Annotated in this window: 21 protein-coding genes and 1 tRNA gene; 11 read left to right on the forward strand and 11 right to left on the reverse strand. The window is 33.5% G+C overall.

The features are described 5' to 3' along the window. Nucleotides 1-52 precede the first annotated feature (52 nt). The 8 genes from PSU83_RS05355 to PSU83_RS05390 all read left to right on the forward strand — a co-directional run bounded on the left by PSU83_RS05355 (nucleotide 53) and on the right by PSU83_RS05390 (nucleotide 7,326). Nucleotides 53-772, forward strand: a complete 720-nt coding sequence (locus tag PSU83_RS05355) for a GLPGLI family protein (RefSeq protein ID WP_300587604.1) — start codon at nucleotides 53-55, stop codon at nucleotides 770-772. Between the two features lie 5 nt (nucleotides 773-777). Beyond that, nucleotides 778-1,095 (forward strand): hypothetical protein, encoded by a 318-nt coding sequence (locus PSU83_RS05360; protein WP_300587606.1) that lies wholly within the window; start codon nucleotides 778-780, stop codon nucleotides 1,093-1,095. A gap of 267 nt (nucleotides 1,096-1,362) precedes the next feature. Beyond that, complete coding sequence (locus PSU83_RS05365; protein WP_300587609.1) at nucleotides 1,363-1,641, forward strand: hypothetical protein; 279 nt, start codon at nucleotides 1,363-1,365, stop codon at nucleotides 1,639-1,641. A 55-nt stretch (nucleotides 1,642-1,696) separates the two neighbouring features. After that, nucleotides 1,697-2,404: a GLPGLI family protein gene (locus tag PSU83_RS05370; protein WP_300587612.1), complete on the forward strand. Its 708-nt coding sequence runs from the start codon at nucleotides 1,697-1,699 to the stop codon at nucleotides 2,402-2,404. Nucleotides 2,405-2,434: 30 nt separating this feature from the next. After that, on the forward strand, nucleotides 2,435-3,187 hold the full coding sequence (locus PSU83_RS05375; RefSeq protein WP_300587615.1) for a GLPGLI family protein: 753 nt from the start codon (nucleotides 2,435-2,437) through the stop codon (nucleotides 3,185-3,187). Between the two features lie 61 nt (nucleotides 3,188-3,248). Next, complete coding sequence (locus PSU83_RS05380; RefSeq protein WP_300587618.1) at nucleotides 3,249-3,938, forward strand: GLPGLI family protein; 690 nt, start codon at nucleotides 3,249-3,251, stop codon at nucleotides 3,936-3,938. Nucleotides 3,939-3,949: 11 nt separating this feature from the next. Next, nucleotides 3,950-4,666, forward strand: coding sequence for a GLPGLI family protein (locus tag PSU83_RS05385; protein WP_300587621.1), 717 nt, complete (start codon nucleotides 3,950-3,952; stop codon nucleotides 4,664-4,666). 5 nt (nucleotides 4,667-4,671) lie between these two features. Continuing rightward, nucleotides 4,672-7,326, forward strand: coding sequence for a TonB-dependent receptor (locus PSU83_RS05390; protein WP_300587623.1), 2,655 nt, complete (start codon nucleotides 4,672-4,674; stop codon nucleotides 7,324-7,326). Between the two features lie 42 nt (nucleotides 7,327-7,368). Here the strand turns inward: PSU83_RS05390 and PSU83_RS05395 are convergent, their stop codons facing one another. The 7 genes from PSU83_RS05395 to pdxA all read right to left on the reverse strand — a co-directional run bounded on the left by PSU83_RS05395 (nucleotide 7,369) and on the right by pdxA (nucleotide 13,045). Further along, the gene (locus PSU83_RS05395; protein WP_300587626.1) at nucleotides 7,369-7,941 is read right to left on the reverse strand and encodes a porin family protein; all 573 of its coding nucleotides are present in this window, start codon (nucleotides 7,939-7,941) and stop codon (nucleotides 7,369-7,371) included. 135 nt (nucleotides 7,942-8,076) lie between these two features. Beyond that, the gene (accC, locus tag PSU83_RS05400) at nucleotides 8,077-9,423 is read right to left on the reverse strand and encodes an acetyl-CoA carboxylase biotin carboxylase subunit (RefSeq protein ID WP_300587629.1); all 1,347 of its coding nucleotides are present in this window, start codon (nucleotides 9,421-9,423) and stop codon (nucleotides 8,077-8,079) included. 96 nt (nucleotides 9,424-9,519) lie between these two features. Further along, nucleotides 9,520-9,993, reverse strand: a complete 474-nt coding sequence (gene accB, locus PSU83_RS05405; protein WP_300587632.1) for an acetyl-CoA carboxylase biotin carboxyl carrier protein — start codon at nucleotides 9,991-9,993, stop codon at nucleotides 9,520-9,522. Between the two features lie 19 nt (nucleotides 9,994-10,012). Continuing rightward, nucleotides 10,013-11,011: a beta-ketoacyl-ACP synthase III gene (locus PSU83_RS05410; protein ID WP_300587635.1), complete on the reverse strand. Its 999-nt coding sequence runs from the start codon at nucleotides 11,009-11,011 to the stop codon at nucleotides 10,013-10,015. Nucleotides 11,012-11,170: 159 nt separating this feature from the next. Continuing rightward, complete coding sequence (gene rpmF / locus PSU83_RS05415; RefSeq protein ID WP_007137315.1) at nucleotides 11,171-11,365, reverse strand: 50S ribosomal protein L32; 195 nt, start codon at nucleotides 11,363-11,365, stop codon at nucleotides 11,171-11,173. A 9-nt stretch (nucleotides 11,366-11,374) separates the two neighbouring features. Further along, entirely contained in the window at nucleotides 11,375-11,914 is a 540-nt protein-coding gene (locus PSU83_RS05420; protein ID WP_300587639.1) for a DUF177 domain-containing protein, read from the reverse strand. Nucleotides 11,915-11,998: 84 nt separating this feature from the next. After that, the gene (gene pdxA / locus PSU83_RS05425; protein ID WP_300587642.1) at nucleotides 11,999-13,045 is read right to left on the reverse strand and encodes a 4-hydroxythreonine-4-phosphate dehydrogenase PdxA; all 1,047 of its coding nucleotides are present in this window, start codon (nucleotides 13,043-13,045) and stop codon (nucleotides 11,999-12,001) included. A gap of 60 nt (nucleotides 13,046-13,105) precedes the next feature. Between pdxA and PSU83_RS05430 the strand changes: the two genes are divergently transcribed. Then, nucleotides 13,106-13,693, forward strand: a complete 588-nt coding sequence (locus tag PSU83_RS05430) for a riboflavin synthase (RefSeq protein ID WP_300587645.1) — start codon at nucleotides 13,106-13,108, stop codon at nucleotides 13,691-13,693. A 38-nt stretch (nucleotides 13,694-13,731) separates the two neighbouring features. Here PSU83_RS05430 and PSU83_RS05435 read toward each other — a convergent pair whose 3' ends face one another. The 3 genes from PSU83_RS05435 to mce form a co-directional block, all read right to left on the reverse strand. Beyond that, nucleotides 13,732-13,950: a hypothetical protein gene (locus PSU83_RS05435; RefSeq protein ID WP_300587648.1), complete on the reverse strand. Its 219-nt coding sequence runs from the start codon at nucleotides 13,948-13,950 to the stop codon at nucleotides 13,732-13,734. Between the two features lie 212 nt (nucleotides 13,951-14,162). Beyond that, nucleotides 14,163-14,236 (reverse strand) — tRNA-Ile (locus tag PSU83_RS05440). 71 nt (nucleotides 14,237-14,307) lie between these two features. Further along, nucleotides 14,308-14,709, reverse strand: a complete 402-nt coding sequence (gene mce, locus PSU83_RS05445) for a methylmalonyl-CoA epimerase (protein WP_300587651.1) — start codon at nucleotides 14,707-14,709, stop codon at nucleotides 14,308-14,310. A gap of 119 nt (nucleotides 14,710-14,828) precedes the next feature. Here mce and rbfA point away from each other — a divergent pair, with 119 nt between their 5' ends. Continuing rightward, on the forward strand, nucleotides 14,829-15,221 hold the full coding sequence (rbfA, locus tag PSU83_RS05450; protein WP_300587654.1) for a 30S ribosome-binding factor RbfA: 393 nt from the start codon (nucleotides 14,829-14,831) through the stop codon (nucleotides 15,219-15,221). 1 nt (nucleotide 15,222) lies between these two features. Next, nucleotides 15,223-16,422, forward strand: coding sequence for an FtsX-like permease family protein (locus tag PSU83_RS05455; RefSeq protein ID WP_300587657.1), 1,200 nt, complete (start codon nucleotides 15,223-15,225; stop codon nucleotides 16,420-16,422). On the opposite strand, the gene dusB is transcribed toward PSU83_RS05455, so the two are convergent. Continuing rightward, on the reverse strand, nucleotides 16,419-17,411 hold the full coding sequence (gene dusB, locus PSU83_RS05460) for a tRNA dihydrouridine synthase DusB (RefSeq protein ID WP_300587660.1): 993 nt from the start codon (nucleotides 17,409-17,411) through the stop codon (nucleotides 16,419-16,421). The two genes, PSU83_RS05455 and dusB, sit on opposite strands and share 4 nt — an antisense overlap. Nucleotides 17,412-17,549: the final 138 nt, after the last annotated feature.

Below are 17,549 nucleotides of genomic sequence, written 5' to 3' on the forward strand. Positions count from 1 at the left end.
CATTAAAAACACTTGCAAAACCTGCAAGTGTTTTTTTCTAAAAATAACAACGATGAGATCTTTATTTTTTATTTTATTTTTTTCCTCATTAAACCTGCTTGCTCAAAATGATAAATTAAATGTCAAATATGATGTCATAATTGGGGATGACGACAAAATTTCAAAAGACAACATAATTAGTGTGTATCATAAATCTGCAAGTGAAAATGCAAAATATCTTAGCTTTACCCTAAGTGTCAATAATTTGGAAACCTATTTTTATGTCAATAATACTATCGAAGATAGTTCCTCAGGTGGGATAGCGTTTGCAAAAGCATTTAGTGGATTCACTTCAACAACTTATTCAGAATTAAATTCACCCTATTATTACCAAAGTTTTGATGAGTCAATTTTAGGAAAATATGTTCTCCAAAAAGTAAAAATTAAGTATAATTGGCGGCTAACAACAGAAACCAAGGATATATCCGGTTTTTTATGTTACAAAGCAACATTTGAGGATGTTGTAACCAACCTGTTAAGTGGTAAAGAATCGAAATTTTTAGTCACTGCTTGGTATGCACCACAAATTCCTATTTCAAGTGGACCGCTTTTTTATAATGGATTACCAGGTTTAATCTTAGAATTAGATAGAAGAGGTGTGGTTTTTGGTGCTAAACAAATTGAATTTAATCCCATTAAAGAACCCTATATAGAAAGACCAGATTTAAATAAATTAAGAGATGCAAAAGAAGTTGAAAATTTAAAATTAAATTATTTTAATCCCAAAGAATAATTTTAATGCACAAAACGCTTTTCTTATTATTAATAAGTTCATTCACCTTCTCACAAACCCACACCATCACCCGTGTGGTTTCTGATTCTATAAATGTTCCGTTAGAAAGTGCCAACATCATAGCAAAACCCTTGATGGAAAATGCACAACTTAAATTCGCCATCGCAGACAATAAAGGACGTTATTGCTTAGAGTTAGAAAACGCCATAAAATATGAAGTTACAGCTTGGTTTTGTCCTCAAATTCCACTTAACTTCGGACCAGTATATTATAGGTTTGATATTAGAAATCAGCTATCTGGATGTAACTTTAGTTGCAACTAAAATAACTCTTGAATTAGAGGAAAAGAAAATTATAAAACCATATGGAATTAATAAAATTTCTATTGATGAATACAGTATTAAATTATCAGATAAAACTAATCCTACAAAAAATTAAACATAAAATTATTCCATTTGCGAATAATTTTGCGAGGTTAGTTTTATAATACTTCCAAAATAATTAGTCAATTTTACATTCAACAAAACCATTCTGCAGAAAATCATTTTGTTATAAGTCAAAAATTAGTTATAAATCTAAAACGTATTAAAATGAAAAAATTATTTTTTACAGCTATTGCACTAGTTGCATTTAGCGGAATTTCGATGGCGAATACAATTATTAAAATTGAATTTAAGACTGTAGAGGCGATTAATCTTAGTTTAAAAGATCAAAAAAACACAGAAGAAGCCGTAGGACCCGATTGTGTATTTGAAAAATTTAAAGCTTATAATGCTGCCAGAGAGGCTGGTTTTAGCGTTAGTGACTCAACAAGCCTTTCATACTCTATATATTTTGACTGTATGAAGAATTTTTCCATAGAACCATAATCTAAAACAAAACCCCCCTTTGACATTATCTGGGTGGGTTTAAATATAATTGACTATGAAGTATTATTACTCCTTATTTTTTATTTTCGCATTTTTCAACCTTAACGCACAACTAAATACAATCAGCATTGAATATAAGGTGATAGTTAACGATGAAGAAAAACTTTTTGACAACAACAGTGCTCTAAAACAATTACTTAAAAATGCAATAACGAATTCGGGAAAGCTATCTTTCTTATTATTGGCAAAAAATGGCAATTCAAAATTCGTAAATAAATCGATTTTAAACCTGGAGGATGGTAATGGCTCAAATAATGCAATTTTCCCTTTCATAGGATATGCCGGAAATGTTTATACCTTTAAAGATTCAGTACTTGTTCAATCTTCCATTCTAGGAGGTAAAATATATGTCAGAAAAAACAATATTTCAAATTGGAAAATAACTAATGAAACTAAAATGATTGACAAACATCTATGTTACAAGGCTACTAACGTATATACTGTAATTAGTCCTGACAAAGAGTTTAATCATCCCGTTACAGCGTGGTTTTGTCCAAATTTACCCTACCCATTCGGACCAAATGGTTATGGAAATCTACCTGGATTAATATTAGAATTACAAGTGCGAAATAGTGTTTTTGGCGTGTCTAAAATCAATCTTGAAACCAAAGATGATTTTGATGTTAGTGAAATCAAAAACATAAAAATAATTACTGAAATACAATTGGAAAAATTACTTTTAAAAAAAATGGAAGAGGAGTAAAAGCATTTGACCCTCAATTTATCTGAATAAATGGCAAACAAACTCATTGTAATATTCTATCTATTCTTAAGCGCTATATGCTTTTCCCAAGTAAGAAAGAAATTAACAGTTGATTACACGTTGTATATATCTGATCAAGTAGGCGTGACCGACTCACAAAATTCACAAATACTAAAAGGGATAGTAAAAGAAAGTGGAAATGTTTATTTTAGGCTATATATAAATGATACTATTTCTTATTTTATTGAAAATAACGGGATTTCATCCTCGAATCTTTCTACACAATTGGCGATAAACAAATCAAAATATTCAACTCCAATTTATTTTAATACCGATAAAACATTTATTTTTAACAACAATCCAAATTTTATTTTCTTCCATAAAAATGAGTTCTTAATAAGGAAAGAGCAAATTAAGAATTGGAATGTAACTAAAGAAAAAAAAATAATTGATGGTAAAAGTTGCTACAAGGCTACTACTAGCGATTATTTTTACAATAATAAATCCGCTAAAATTGAATACGAAGTTACAGCTTGGTTTTGTCCTCAAATTCCAATTAACTTTGGGCCAGTATATTATAACGATTTACCGGGTTTGATATTAGAAATCAGCTATCTGGATGTAACTTTAGTTGCAACTAAAATAACTCTTGAATTAGAGGAAAAGAAAATTATAAAACCATATGGAATTAATAAAATTTCTATTGATGAATACAGTATTAAATTATCAGATAAAATTACAGAAATGATTGAGGAAGCGGATATTCAAGAAGGTAAAAAATAACTAAATTTATTGATATTAAGATATACATTTTTTCTGCCTGCATAGCTTTAAAAAAAACATAATGATAAAGAAAATAATTTTAACATCATGCCTGTTCATAAGCACCATTTGCTTTTCCCAAAACAACTATGGAATAGTTGAATATGGAATAGCAGAAGTTAATGTTCCATTGAAGGAAGGTAACAGCCAGAACGAAATGGTTAAAAACATCATTAATACCGCTAAAACACAAGAATTTGAATTAAAATTTAAAGGGAAAATTTCTTCATTTACTAATAAAGAATCTTTAGACATTGAGCAAGATGAAACATTAAGTAAATTAGCTAAAATTGCCTATACCACATCTGACTCATTTTACCTTTACTTAGATAAAAAAATACTTTTAAAAAAAAATGAGGAGAACATTTTAATAAAAGAGCAATCCAAAGATTATGGCTGGGAAATTTCGACAGAGTCAAAAAAAATAGATCAATATATGTGCTACAAAGCTACTTGTTCTATTTCATATATAAGCAGGGTTGGCAAAAAAGAAAAAATCATAACGGCCTGGTTTGCCCCCAGTCTCCCGTATTCTTTTGGCCCCAAACAATATTTTGGGCTACCTGGATTAATTTTAGAATTAACAGAAAGCTACACAACCTATATTGCTAAAAAAATAATCTTAAATGACAAAGAAATAGCTATAGATTTCCCTAAGGGCAAAACAGTAACTAATGAAGAATATGAACAAAAAGTATTGTCGGGAAATTAATAGTTAAAAGAATGAAAGAAAAAATAATCTTCCTCACAATGTTGATTACCCTTAATGTTACTTCCCAAATCAAATCGGGCACGGTATCTTACGGCGTAACTGTTATAGAAAACAAAGACAGTAAACTAGATGAATTGATGTTATCTATGAATGCCAATTATCTAACAATTACAAAAGAGTTTGAATTTACACTCACTTTCAATTCTAAAGAATCTTTCTTTTTAAAAACTGAAAAGTTGTATTCTGATGAAGATGCCAGTAAAATGGGAATATTAAAAATTGGTTTCCACGGCAATATTCTACAAAAAAATGATAGTCTATATAAAGAGACTTCTTTAGAGAGAATAGGAAATTTTATAGTAAAAAAAGAAATTTTAAAAGGTTGGGTTATTTCTGCTGAAACCAAATTTATTGACCAATACAAGTGTTACAAAGCAACAAACGAAATAGTAGTTATTAATCCAAAAGGAACTTTTAAACATCCTGTAACCGCTTGGTTTTGTCCTCAAATTCCATTCGCTTTCGGGCCAAATGGTTTTGGAGCATTACCTGGATTAATTCTTGAACTTCAAACAAAGGATGCTGTTTTTGGCACAAAAAAAATTATTTTAAGTAATGACACAATTGTGCTAAAAACAAAACTTAAAAATTACAAGGCCATTACAGATCAAGAAATAGAAAAACTGATAGAAAAAAAGCATGAAGAATTTATGAATGAAAAAGAATAATATTAATGTACAAAGCTCTTTTCTTAGTATTAATAAGTTCATTCGCCTTCTCCCAAACCCGCACCATCACCGGTGTGGTTTCTGATTCTATAAATATTCCTTTAGAAAGTGCCAACATCATAGCAAAACCATTACAGGATACTGCTCAACTTAAATTTGCCATTGCAGATAACAAAGGACGTTACCGTTTAGAGTTAGAAAACGCCATAAAATATGAAGTAACTGCTTCGTACATCGGTTTTGTTGAAGAAGTACTCCTTATCGAGCCCAACTCTTCTATTACTTCACACAATTTCAAACTTAGAGCTACAGGACAACAGCTTAAAGAAATCGTAATCAAACACGAGTACAAACCCATTGTGGTCAAGAAAGACACTCTTACTTATGATGTAAAAGCATTCGCCAATGGCAACGAAAGGAAGATGAAGGAAGTACTCGAAAAACTTCCGGGAGTTGAAGTGGATAAAAAAGGAAACATAACCGTTCAAGGCAAGAAAGTTACTAAAATGCTGGTGGAAGGCAAATCCTTTTTTGGTGGAGGAAGCAAACTAGCTGTAGAAAATATCCCTGCAGATGCGTTAGATAAAATTGAAGTGATAGACCATTTCAATCAAGTTGGTTTCATGAAGCAAGTTTCAGACAGTGATGATTTAGCCATGAATGTAAAACTAAAAGAAAACAAAAAGAAATTCGTTTTTGGCGATATCGAAGCGGGTGTTGGCAACAACGAATATAATTTCGCGCACACCGGACTATTTTATTATTCGCCCAAAACCAATTTTAGTTTTATTGGCGACATCAACAATATAGGCAGAAGCACCTTTACTTTCGAGGATTTAATGCGTTTTGACGGCGGAATTAGCAGCTTTCTTTCGGGCAGAAAATCATTCACTAATTTGTATTCGTTTACCAATGACAATACAGATGTAGTACAAAACAAGTCACAATTTGGCGCACTTAATTTTAGTATTGATGCTTCAGATAAATGGAATATTTCTGGTTATGGTATTTTCTCTAAGATATTCATGGCATCCAAAACAGAAAGCACAAATGAATATTTGCAAAACAGCACCATCAGCTTCGAAAACAAATTACAAAATAACGACAGCCGTTCTGTACTAGGAATCGGAAATATTAAACTAGATTATTCTCCAAAAAAGAATGAAAAATGGTATTATAACGCCCAAGTACAATCGAGTACTAACGACATTAACGCTACTCTAAATTCGGTTACCGATATAAACAATACAACATTTAAAACCCTCAGTCAAGCCGATAATGTTTCTGTAAAACAATACATCGAATGGCATAAAAACTACAATACGCATCACACAACAACTTTTGTGGTCAATCAAGCCTACGAAAACAATACACCACAAAACCAATGGTTGACCAATCAGCCTTTTCTAGACGGATTAATTCCGTTGCAAACAGATACCAACTATAACATTGAACAAGTAAAAAAGATAAAAAACAACAGTGTTGATGCGCTATTTAAACATTATTGGATATTAAACAACTTCAATCATTTGTATACGGTTCTGGGTAATAATTATGGGTATTCAAATTATGAAACTTCAGAGAAACAAGTGTTAACCAACGGAACTGTTAATGATTTTGCAACAGCCGGATTTGGTAATAAGGTGAACTATCAATTGAACGATGCATACATTGGCTTCGAATACAAATTCAAAATAGGAAAATGGACAAACAAGCCCGGACTTTATTTGCATCAATATACTTTAAAAACAAACCAAACTGCGGCTAACTTTTCTATATCAAAAACGCTCTTACAGCCCCAATGGAATAGTGATTATGAATTCAATAAATCGGAAGCAATAAACTTTACGTATCGATTAGCCAATACTTTTCCCGAAGTTAGTCAATTGGCAAATCAGTTTACGTTACAGAGTTACAATACGGTTTTCAAAGGAAATGCTTTACTCGAGAACGAGCAATACCACACAGCAAATCTGCGGTACTCAAAAACCAATATGTATCGTGGCATTATGCTTAACGCTATGGCAAGCTTCAACAAAAAAGTAAAAACCACAAGAAATGTAATTGAACTTGACGGAATAAACCAATTCAACACGCCTATCTTAACTGATAATCCGGAAACCAATTGGCGTTTTAATGGTTCAATAACTAAAAAGCTATATCGTTTCAACTTGAAATTAAATTCGAATGTAAGTTGGTTTAACTATATTCAGACCATAAACAATACTACATCAACAAACAATAGAAACAATCAAGAACTGGGAATTTCTCTAAAAACAGCTCACAAAAAATGGCCCGATTTCAGTATCGGATACACAAAAGGATTCAGCCAGTTTTCGGGACTAACAAAATCAAATTTTCAATCAGATGAATTTAATACTGATCTAGAAGTTACTTTTTTAAAGTATTGGATTTACAAAATCGAATACCAAAATCTAAAAAACACAAACAATACCAATCAAACGAATTACTTTGAAATGGCGAATACATCACTACGACATCAAGAAAAAAATAGTCCTTTTGGTTTTGAGTTTTCAATCAATAATTTGCTCAATCTAAAAGCTAAAAATGAGTATTCTTTTTCTGATTATGTAATAAGCCAACGAAACACCTATGTATTGCCAAGAGTATTTTTATTTACGGTAAGTTACAAATTGTAAAAAAACCCAACCATAACAGTTGGGTTTTCAATTGATATTAATTTACAATTTAAAAACAGCTCCAATATTTATAGAACCATAACCATTTTTAAGAGTAGCATCTTTCGCAGCATTGGTTAATCCAGCCATTCCTTGGTAATCCACTAAAAGACTTAACTTTTTAGTCAACTCAAATTTATACCCAATACCCACATTAAATCCAACCTGAACCTTATTGAAATCATCTTTAACATCCACATCGCCTAATTTTGCATAAGTTAGTAAGCCAACACTCGGTCCAAAATTTAAATTCCATTTTCGTTCTTTACCAAAATGCCAGTTCGCGTTCAAAGGAACAGTAAGATAACTCAATCCCAGTATGGTATCACTCACATCAGACCCCATGGTTTGATAATGCAGCCCCGAACGAATACTCCAGCGGTTGTTCAAATAATAGTCTGCTCCAACGCCAATACTTAAGGTAGAAATCGCATCATTGTCAGAAGTGTCGCTTCCATAAAAATTTGAAATTGAAAAACCAACTTGAGGAATAAGCTCAATAGTTCCTTTTTCTCTTTGTTGCGCTTGAGTCATCCCTACGCAAAGAATTGCCAGTGCCAAAATAATTTTTTTCATGTTTTTGTCATTTATGATTAAACGACAAATCTATAATTATCACGATGTGATATTCCTTACAAAACGTTAATTAACTTTTATATAAGGCGTTAAATAAAACAAAAAACCCAACTGCTAGAGTTGGGTTTTAAATAGTTATTCTGGATCGTTCATTTTAAAAGTATCCATAAAGGCTGTTGTATAATTTCCGGCCACATAATCGGGTTCGTCCATCAGTTGTCTATGAAAAGGGATGGTGGTTTTAATGCCTTCAATCACAAATTCATCCAGAGCACGTTTCATTTTATTGATGGCTTCCTGTCTGGTTTGCGCAGTGGTAATCAACTTCGCAATCATCGAATCATAGTTTGGCGGAATGGTATATCCTGCATAAACGTGCGTATCCAATCGAACTCCATGTCCTCCTGGAGCATGCAAAGTGGTTATTTTTCCTGGTGAAGGTCTGAAATCATTATACGGATCTTCCGCATTGATACGACATTCAATAGCATGCAATTGTGGCAAGTAGTTCTTACCCGAAATTGGCACACCAGCAGCTACTAAAATCTGCTCCCGAATCAAATCGTAATCAATAACTTGTTCCGTAATAGGATGCTCTACTTGTATACGCGTATTCATTTCCATAAAATAGAAATTTCTATGCTTATCTACCAAAAACTCTACGGTTCCTGCTCCTTCATATTTGATAAACTCCGCAGCTTTAACCGCAGCTTCGCCCATATTGTGACGTAATTCGTCCGTCATAAAAGGTGAAGGAGTTTCTTCTGTTAATTTTTGGTGACGACGTTGTACCGAGCAATCTCTTTCCGATAAGTGACATGCTTTTCCGTATGAATCTCCAACAACTTGTATTTCTATATGTCTTGGTTCTTCAATTAATTTCTCTAAATACATTCCGTCATTTCCGAATGCAGCAGCAGATTCCTGACGAGCACTTTCCCATGCTTTCAATAAATCTTCTTCTTTCCAAACCGCACGCATTCCTTTTCCGCCACCACCGGCAGTTGCTTTAAGCATTACCGGGAAGCCCATTCCTTTAGACAATTCAAGTGCTTGCTCGTAAGATTCTAGCAATCCTTCCGAACCAGGAACACAAGGAACACCGGCAGCTTTCATGGTAGCTTTTGCCGAAGCTTTGTCTCCCATTCTATCAATCATCTCAGGCGAAGCACCAATAAACTTGATACCATGTTCCTGACAAATTTTAGAGAATTTAGCATTTTCGGATAGGAAACCGTATCCAGGATGGATGGCGTCTGCATTAGTAATTTCTGCAGCCGCTATAATATTGGACATTTTTAAATAGGACAAATTACTTGGCGGAGGTCCAATGCAAACAGCTTCGTCTGCAAATTTTACGTGTAAACTTTCCGCATCCGCAGTGGAATAAACCGCTACCGTTTTAATGCCCATCTCACGACAAGTCCTAATTACACGAAGTGCAATTTCCCCTCTATTGGCAATTAATATTTTTTTAAACATCTTAATAGGATTATTTTAAATTATAAATTATAAATTTTAAATGATTTAGATGAACGATGAATAAATTCATAATTCAAAATTTAAAATTTAAAATAATTATGATGGATCAACTAAGAATAAAGGTTGGTCAAATTCAACTGGTGACATATCGTCGACAAGAATTTTTACAATTTTTCCAGTAATTTCTGCTTCAATTTCGTTGAACAATTTCATTGCTTCTACTACACAAAGCACATCGCCTTTTCCAATAGTAGTTCCTACTTCAACAAAAACCGCTTTGTCCGGAGATGGTTTGCGGTAGAACGTTCCAATCATTGGAGATTTGATAGTCACATATTTTGAATTTTCCTCGGGTGCAGCTGGTGCAGCTGGTGTTACTGGAGCAACTGGCGCTGGAGCAGCAGACATTGCCTGATGCATTGGTGCTTGTTGTACATAAGTAATATCTGGCGAGTTTCCTTCTAATGTTGTTCTAATCGTAATTTTAATTTCTCCCGTTTCCAATTTTACTTCAGCAACTCCCGAATTGGATACAAATTTGATTAGGTTTTGAATTTCTTTTAAATCCATGATTTATTTTTTAGTTAGTTTATTGTTTGTTGTATGCCCATTTCAGGTAGATGGAACCCCATGTGAAGCCACCACCAAATGCTGCAAAAATTAAATTATCCCCTTTTTTTAATTTGTGTTCAAAATCACTTAGCAACAAAGGCAAAGTAGCCGATGTTGTATTTCCGTATTTTTGGATATTCACTAATACCTTTTCCTCATCAAGCCCCATTCTGTTTGCCGTAGCATCGATAATTCTTTTATTTGCCTGATGCGCAATTAACCAGTTTACATCTTCTTTAGTAAGGTTATTGCGTTCCATTATTTTTTCACTAACATCCGCCATTCCTGAAACTGCATATTTGAAAACTGTTTTTCCATCTTGAAAAACAAAATGCTGCCCATTTTCAACGGTTTCTTTTGATGGAGGCAAAATAGATCCACCGGCGTCAATTTTTAAATATTCTCTACCTATTCCATCGCTTTTCAATAATTCATCCTGCAATCCTAACCCTTCGTAATTTGGCTCGAATAATACAGCTCCAGCGCCATCTCCGAAAATAATACAAGTTGCTCTATCCGTGTAATCAATTATAGAAGACATTTTATCGGCACCAATTAAAAGTACTTTTTTATACCTTCCGGATTGGATATAAGCGGCGGCGGCTGACATTCCGTATAAAAAGCTAGAACATGCTGCTTGTAAATCGTAGGCAAAAGCATTTACCGCTCCAATTTGTGTTGCTACAAAAACTCCTGTTGAAGCCACTGGCATGTCAGGCGTTGTAGTTGCCATAATTACCAAATCAATTTCTGCTGGATTAATATTCGCTTTCGCAATTAAATTCTGTGCGGCTTTGATAGCCATAAAAGAAGTGCCTTTACCTTTTTCTTTTAGTATTCTTCTTTCTTTAATTCCAGTGCGTGTAGTAATCCATTCATCATTAGTATCGACCAAAGTTTCCAATAGTTGATTTGAGAGTACAAATTCGGGGACATAAGCTCCAACTGCGGTGATTGCGGCTGTGATTGTATTCATAAAACGGTTTTTTTTCTTCTCACTTTTTTTAGTGTGAAAAGTTGTGGAAATTACGAAAAAAAATTACACCTAACTTCATTTAAAGCGTGATATTTATTTAAATTCTTTAAAACAAAAAACTCCCACAAAGTGAGAGTTAGCTTTTGTCAAAAACTTTAATTATGCAACAGCTACCGATTTATCAATAACTACTTGTCCTCTATAGTACATTTTACCTTCATGCCAGTAAGCTCTGTGGTATAAATGTGCTTCACCAGTGATAGGGCAAGTTGCGATTTGAGCAACAGTTGCTTTATAGTGAGTTCTTCTTTTATCTCTTCTAGTTTTCGAGATTTTTCTCTTAGGATGTGCCATTTTACTGTATTATTTATCCGTTAATAGTTTTTTTAATTGGTCCCAACGCGGATCCGTATCTTCTTCTTTATTCTCTTTTTTTACTTCTTTAACCTGCAATTCTTTTAGTTTTTCTAATGCCTCCGTTTGCAAAGTACCATCCTTTACTCCGGGATGAATCCTTTTTAGCGGAACAGACAACACTATCATTTCGTAAATGTATTGTGAAACATCTATCTGATGTTCGCCATGAGGTAAAATCAACATTTCATCATTATCATTGTTGAATTCTTCTCCAAACTGCACTACTATTTTAATTTTACCTTTAATTGGTAAATCAAATTGCTCGCCTGTCAAATCACATGGCACATTAACTGTACCACTATGTTTAAAGGAAATCTCGAGCATTGTTTCTTTTTTATCAAGAACAACATCTGCTGTAATATCACAATTTTCAAATTCATCAAAACCAAACTCGTCAAAGAACTTTTTACCAATTTTAAATTCAAACTGATGCTTTCCTAATTTTAATCCAATGAAAGGAATTAAATATTCATTCGTACTTTTCATCTAAACAACAATTTGAGCCCTAAATCGGGAGTGCAAAGATATAAAATTATTGCAATTTCAAAAGCGTTATAAACATTTTTTTGTTTATAACTGTTTTTCTTTGATTTTCAGTGGGTTTTTACTCATTTCCTGATAACGATTTCTCGAATGATAGATGTCAATTGCGGTATAAACGGCTTCTTTAAACGAATTATAATCAGCAACGCCCTTTCCTGCAATTTCATAAGCAGTTCCATGATCTGGTGAAGTTCTGATTTTATTTAGTCCAGCTGTATAATTTACTCCCCTTCCAAATGATAATGTTTTAAACGGAATTAACCCCTGATCGTGATAAGTTGCTAAAACGGCATCATATTTTTCATATTGGCTGCTGCCAAAAAATCCATCTGCTGCATAAGGACCAAATACAAGCGTTCCTTTTTCAAATAATTTCTTTATTACCGGCTTTAATAGTTCATCATCTTCTTTTCCGATTACGCCATTGTCTCCTGCGTGTGGATTCAAAGCCAAAACTGCTATTTTTGGTTTGTTGATGCCAAAATCTTGAATCAAAGAAAGTTTTATGGTTTCGATTTTTTGAACCATTAATTTCTCCGTAAGATGTTTTGCTACTTCATTGACCGGAATATGATCTGTAAGCAATCCAACTTTCAAATTATCATTAACCATAAACATTAAAGCATCGCCTTCTAATTCTTTATCTAAATAATCAGTATGCCCGGGGAATTTAAATTCTTCCGATTGAATGTTGTATTTATTGATTGGCGCTGTGACCAAAACATCAATTTGACCATCTTTCAAAGCTTTGGTTGCCTCAACGAATGATTTAATTGCATATTTACCCATGTTTTCGTCATCGGTTCCAAAATTCAAGTCAACACTTTCTTTCCAAATAGTTAGCACATTGATTTTACCAATAACAATTTGATTGATTTGTTCAATACCATGTAAAGGCGTTTCTAATCCTAATGTTTTCTTTATAAAAGACAACACTTTCACATTTGCAAAAATTACTGGAGTACAAAGTTCCAGCATCCTTGAATCGTCAAAAGTCTTTAAAATGACTTCACTGCCAATTCCGTTCAAATCACCGATAGAAATCCCAACGATGATATTTTCTGCTTTTTTCATAAGAAAAACAAGTTATTTATTGCTAATTTTGAAGTGCAAATTTAGTAAAATAAAACCACAATGTTTACAGGAATAATTGAAACCCTAGGAATTATAAAAGATTTAATACAAGAAAATGACAATCTTCACATTACCGTTTCCTCTGCCATAACTAATGAGTTGAAAATTGACCAAAGCGTAGCTCATAACGGCGTTTGTCTTACAGTAGTTGCTATCCATAATGACGAATATACAGTTACCGCAATTAAAGAAACAATTTTAAAGACCAATCTTGGTGAATGGAATAGTGGCGATTTAATCAATTTGGAACGCGCTATGAAATTAGGCGATCGCCTTGACGGACATATTGTCCAAGGGCACGTTGACCAAGTTGGAATCTGTAAATCAATTGAAGAAGCCAATGGAAGTTGGTATTATACTTTTGAATATGATAAAAACCTAGCTAATATTACAATTGAAAAAGGGTCTATTACTGTAAATGGCGTGAGTCTTACTGTTGTAAATTCTAAAGAAGATGAATTTAGTGTAGCGATTATACCTTACACTTATGAGCATACTAATTTCAAAAAAATTAAAATCGGGACAAAAATTAACCTTGAGTTTGATGTTGTCGGAAAATACGTAGCCAGACTAAACGCTTTAAGGTAGTAAATTTTTAAAATCACAGAAACAAAAAGAGCTTCAAATTAATTTGAAGCTTTTTTTATACTTTTTATTTGATTGAGTTTGTAAATTCCATAACACACTGAAAGCATAACTAAAATATATAAGGCTCCGTCCAAAGGCAGACCTGGTGGCGGTGGCGGTGTGGATGGAGGTGGCGGTTCGGGCGCAGCAAAAACATTAGTTTGCTCCAGGAAAAACACAACCAGAATAATTAAAACTCTCTTCGGGACAGTATTCATATTGCGTAAAAGTATAAAAAAAATCTATTTTCCAAAATAAATTCAATATTTAATCGGTAAAGTTAATAGAAAATTAATGTCTCGCAAACCTGCGCACTAACATATTCAATATTATAGTTAAAAAATCGATAACATACACATATTAACGTTGTATAATCGCTTCCAGTTTTAAATAATAAAAAAGACCTCATATTTTGAGGTCTTATTTACTGTGGTCCCACTTGGGCTCGAACCAAGGACCACCTGATTATGAGTCAGGTGCTCTAACCAACTGAGCTATAGGACCTACTTTCAATATAGTAAAAACGATATTGAGGATGCAATATTAGCACTATTTTTTATTCAAAGCAAGTCTTTTTATTGGATTTCTTGACAAAGTTCAATTAGCACTCCATTTGTTGTTTTTGGATGTAAAAAAGCGACCAACTTATTATCAGCTCCTTTTTTAGGAATTTCATTCAAAACAACAAAGCCCTCTTTTTTTAATCTTTCTATTTCTTCTACTATATTTTCAACGTCAAAAGCAATATGATGAATTCCTTCTCCTTTCTTTTCTAGGAATTTAGCGATAGGGCTTTCAGCATTTGTGGATTCCAAAAGTTCTATTTTATTGGGTCCATTCATAAAGAATGACGTTTTTACACCTTCACTTTGTACTTCTTCCTGCTTGTATGGTGGATTTCCGAATAATTTTTCAAAAAGTAGATTAGAGGTTTCCAAATTATTGACTGCTATTCCAATGTGTTCAATTTTACGCATTTTTAAAACTTTAACCGCAAAGTTCGCAAAGTTTTTCGCAAAGCGCGCAAAGTTCGCCTACTTTTTTATTACCAACCAATGCATTTAAGTATTTGACATTAAAATTGTATTTTTGCAGGATGGAAACGAACAGACAGAAAAAAATAGGCAGTGTACTTCAAAAAGATTTAGTTGATATCCTTCAAGGTGAAGTGCGTAAAAACGGAATTTCAAACCTTGTAATCTCCGTTTCTAAAGTTATTGTAACTACCGATTTGTCTATTGCTAAAGTATACTTGAGTGTTTTTCCACAAGAAAAAGCAGCCGAATTAATGGCAGCCATAAAAACAAATTCTCCTTTAATTAAGCACGATTTATCGCAACGAGTAAAATTGCAATTGCGAAAAGTGCCGAACCTTTCCTTTTACATTGACGACTCTTTAGATTATATCGAAAAGATTGACAGTGCATTATCTGGTAAAGAAAATCCTATAGAAAATCGTGACCTTTTAGATAAACGCAAGAAATTTTAAATTGAACTTCTCGCTTTACATCGCCCAACGCTATCTTTTTAGCAAAAGTAAAAACAATGCTATTAACATTATTACTGGCATTGCATCGATGGGAATTATTGTGGGAACACTTGCTCTTTTTGTGGTTCTTTCTGTTTTCAGCGGATTGCGGGTTTTCAGTTTATCCTTTTCAAACACCATTGATCCCGATTTAAAAGTTGGGCCACTTCAAGGAAAAAATTTCTTTATTTCTCCGCACCAAGAAAGTCAAATCAAAGCAATTGATGGCGTTGCTTATTACAGTAAAATTGTTGAAGAGCGTGTGCTTTTCTTTTTCGACGGAAAGGAACAAGTTACTTATTTGAAAGGCGTTGATACCAATTACACCAAAATTAATGATGTTGCCAAAAGTCTTTTTAACGGAAAATGGCTCAGACACAACACAGCTGAAGTAGTTGTTGGCTACGGAATTTCGCAAAAATTATCTCTTGGATTATTCGATTTCAACAATTCCTTGGAAGTTTATGTTCCACGAAAAGGAAAGGCCGTAATTGAAAGCGAAGAAGATGCATTCAACAAATCGGTGTTGATTCCAACCGGAATTTATGCCATCAGTGAAGATTTGGATTCTAAGTACGTTTTTGCGGATTTGGCTATAACCCAAGAATTATTGGAATACAAATCCAATCAGATTTCGGCGGTTGAAATTAAAACGAAGCCAAACGCTGATGAAAATGCAATTATAGAAAAACTGAATGGCATTTTCCAGAATAAGACAGAAGTAAAAACGCGTGCTCAATTGAACGCCACTTTATATAAGATGCTGAATACCGAAAATATTGCGGTCTATCTTATTTTTACTTTGGTGATTATCATTGCTTTATTCAATTTGATTGGTGCTTTGATTATGATGGTATTAGACAAGAAAAACAACTTAAAAACACTCTATAATTTAGGCTCTGAAATCAAAGATTTGAAGAAAATATTTTTGCTTCAAGGAAGTTTGCTGACTATTATTGGTGGCATTATTGGATTGATTTTAGGAATAATCATTGTACTAATTCAACAACACTTTAAAATCATAATGATCACCGAATCATTAGCTTATCCGGTAGTCTTCAACTTTCAAAATGTATTGATTGTATTCGGAACCATCGTAACGCTTGGCTTTATCTCTAGCTGGATTGCAAGCAGTCGTGTGACTAAAAAATTACTAGATTAAACAAACTGATATTCGGCATAGATTTCTTGGATTTCGTCTAAAGCTTTAAATAAACTTTCAGCCGTTTCAAGCGTAACCAATTTTAATCGGTGTTCCTTAAAGTTTGAAACGCCTTTGAAGTAATTGGTATAGTGACGACGCATCTCCACAATTCCCACGCGTTCTCCTTTCCAGTCCATTGACCATGTAAGATGATTTCGAGCTGCTTCAACTCGATCTGCAATTGTTGGTTTTGCCAAATGTTCTCCCGTTTTGAAGAAGTGTTTGATTTCGTTAAAAATCCATGGATAACCAATCGCAGCGCGACCAATCATCATGCCATCCAAACCGTATTTATTCTTGTATTCTAATGCTTTTTCGGGAGAATCTATATCGCCGTTTCCAAAAATCGGCATTGTAATTCTAGGATTATTTTTTACTCGGGCAATGTGCGTCCAATCGGCACTCCCTTTATACATTTGGGCACGGGTTCTTGCATGTACGGTCAACGCTTGAACTCCGATATCTTGTAGTCGTTCCGCCACTTCATCAATATTAATGGAACTTTCATCCCAACCCAATCTTGTTTTTACCGTTACGGGAAGACTGGTACTTCTGATTACCGCTTTTGTCAAACGAATCATCAAATCCACATCTTTCAAAACTCCGGCTCCAGCGCCTTTACAAACTACTTTTTTAACTGGGCAACCAAAATTAATATCTACCAAATCAGGACGCACGGTTTCTACGATTTTTGCTGACATCGCCATTGCATCTTCATCACCACCAAAAATCTGAATACCAACGGGTCTTTCATAATCAAAAATATCCAGTTTCATTCGGCTTTTAATAGCATCGCGTATCAATCCTTCAGATGAAATAAATTCGGAATACATTAAATCAGCACCGTGCAATTTGCACAGCCTACGGAATGGTGGATCACTTACATCTTCCATAGGCGCAAGAAGTAAGGGAAAATCGGGTAATTGGATAGTGCCAATTTTTGGCATAGCTGTATTTTTTTTAGCAAAATTACACTTTTTTAAACAAAATAGAAATCTTGACAACAGAAGTAATTTTAAAACAAAATCGAAAAATAATATAATCCCACTAAACTATAAATAAATAGATTTGTACCTTGGAATGAT

Source organism: Flavobacterium sp., from assembly GCF_029945805.1.
Taxonomy (GTDB): Bacteria; Bacteroidota; Bacteroidia; order Flavobacteriales; family Flavobacteriaceae; genus Flavobacterium.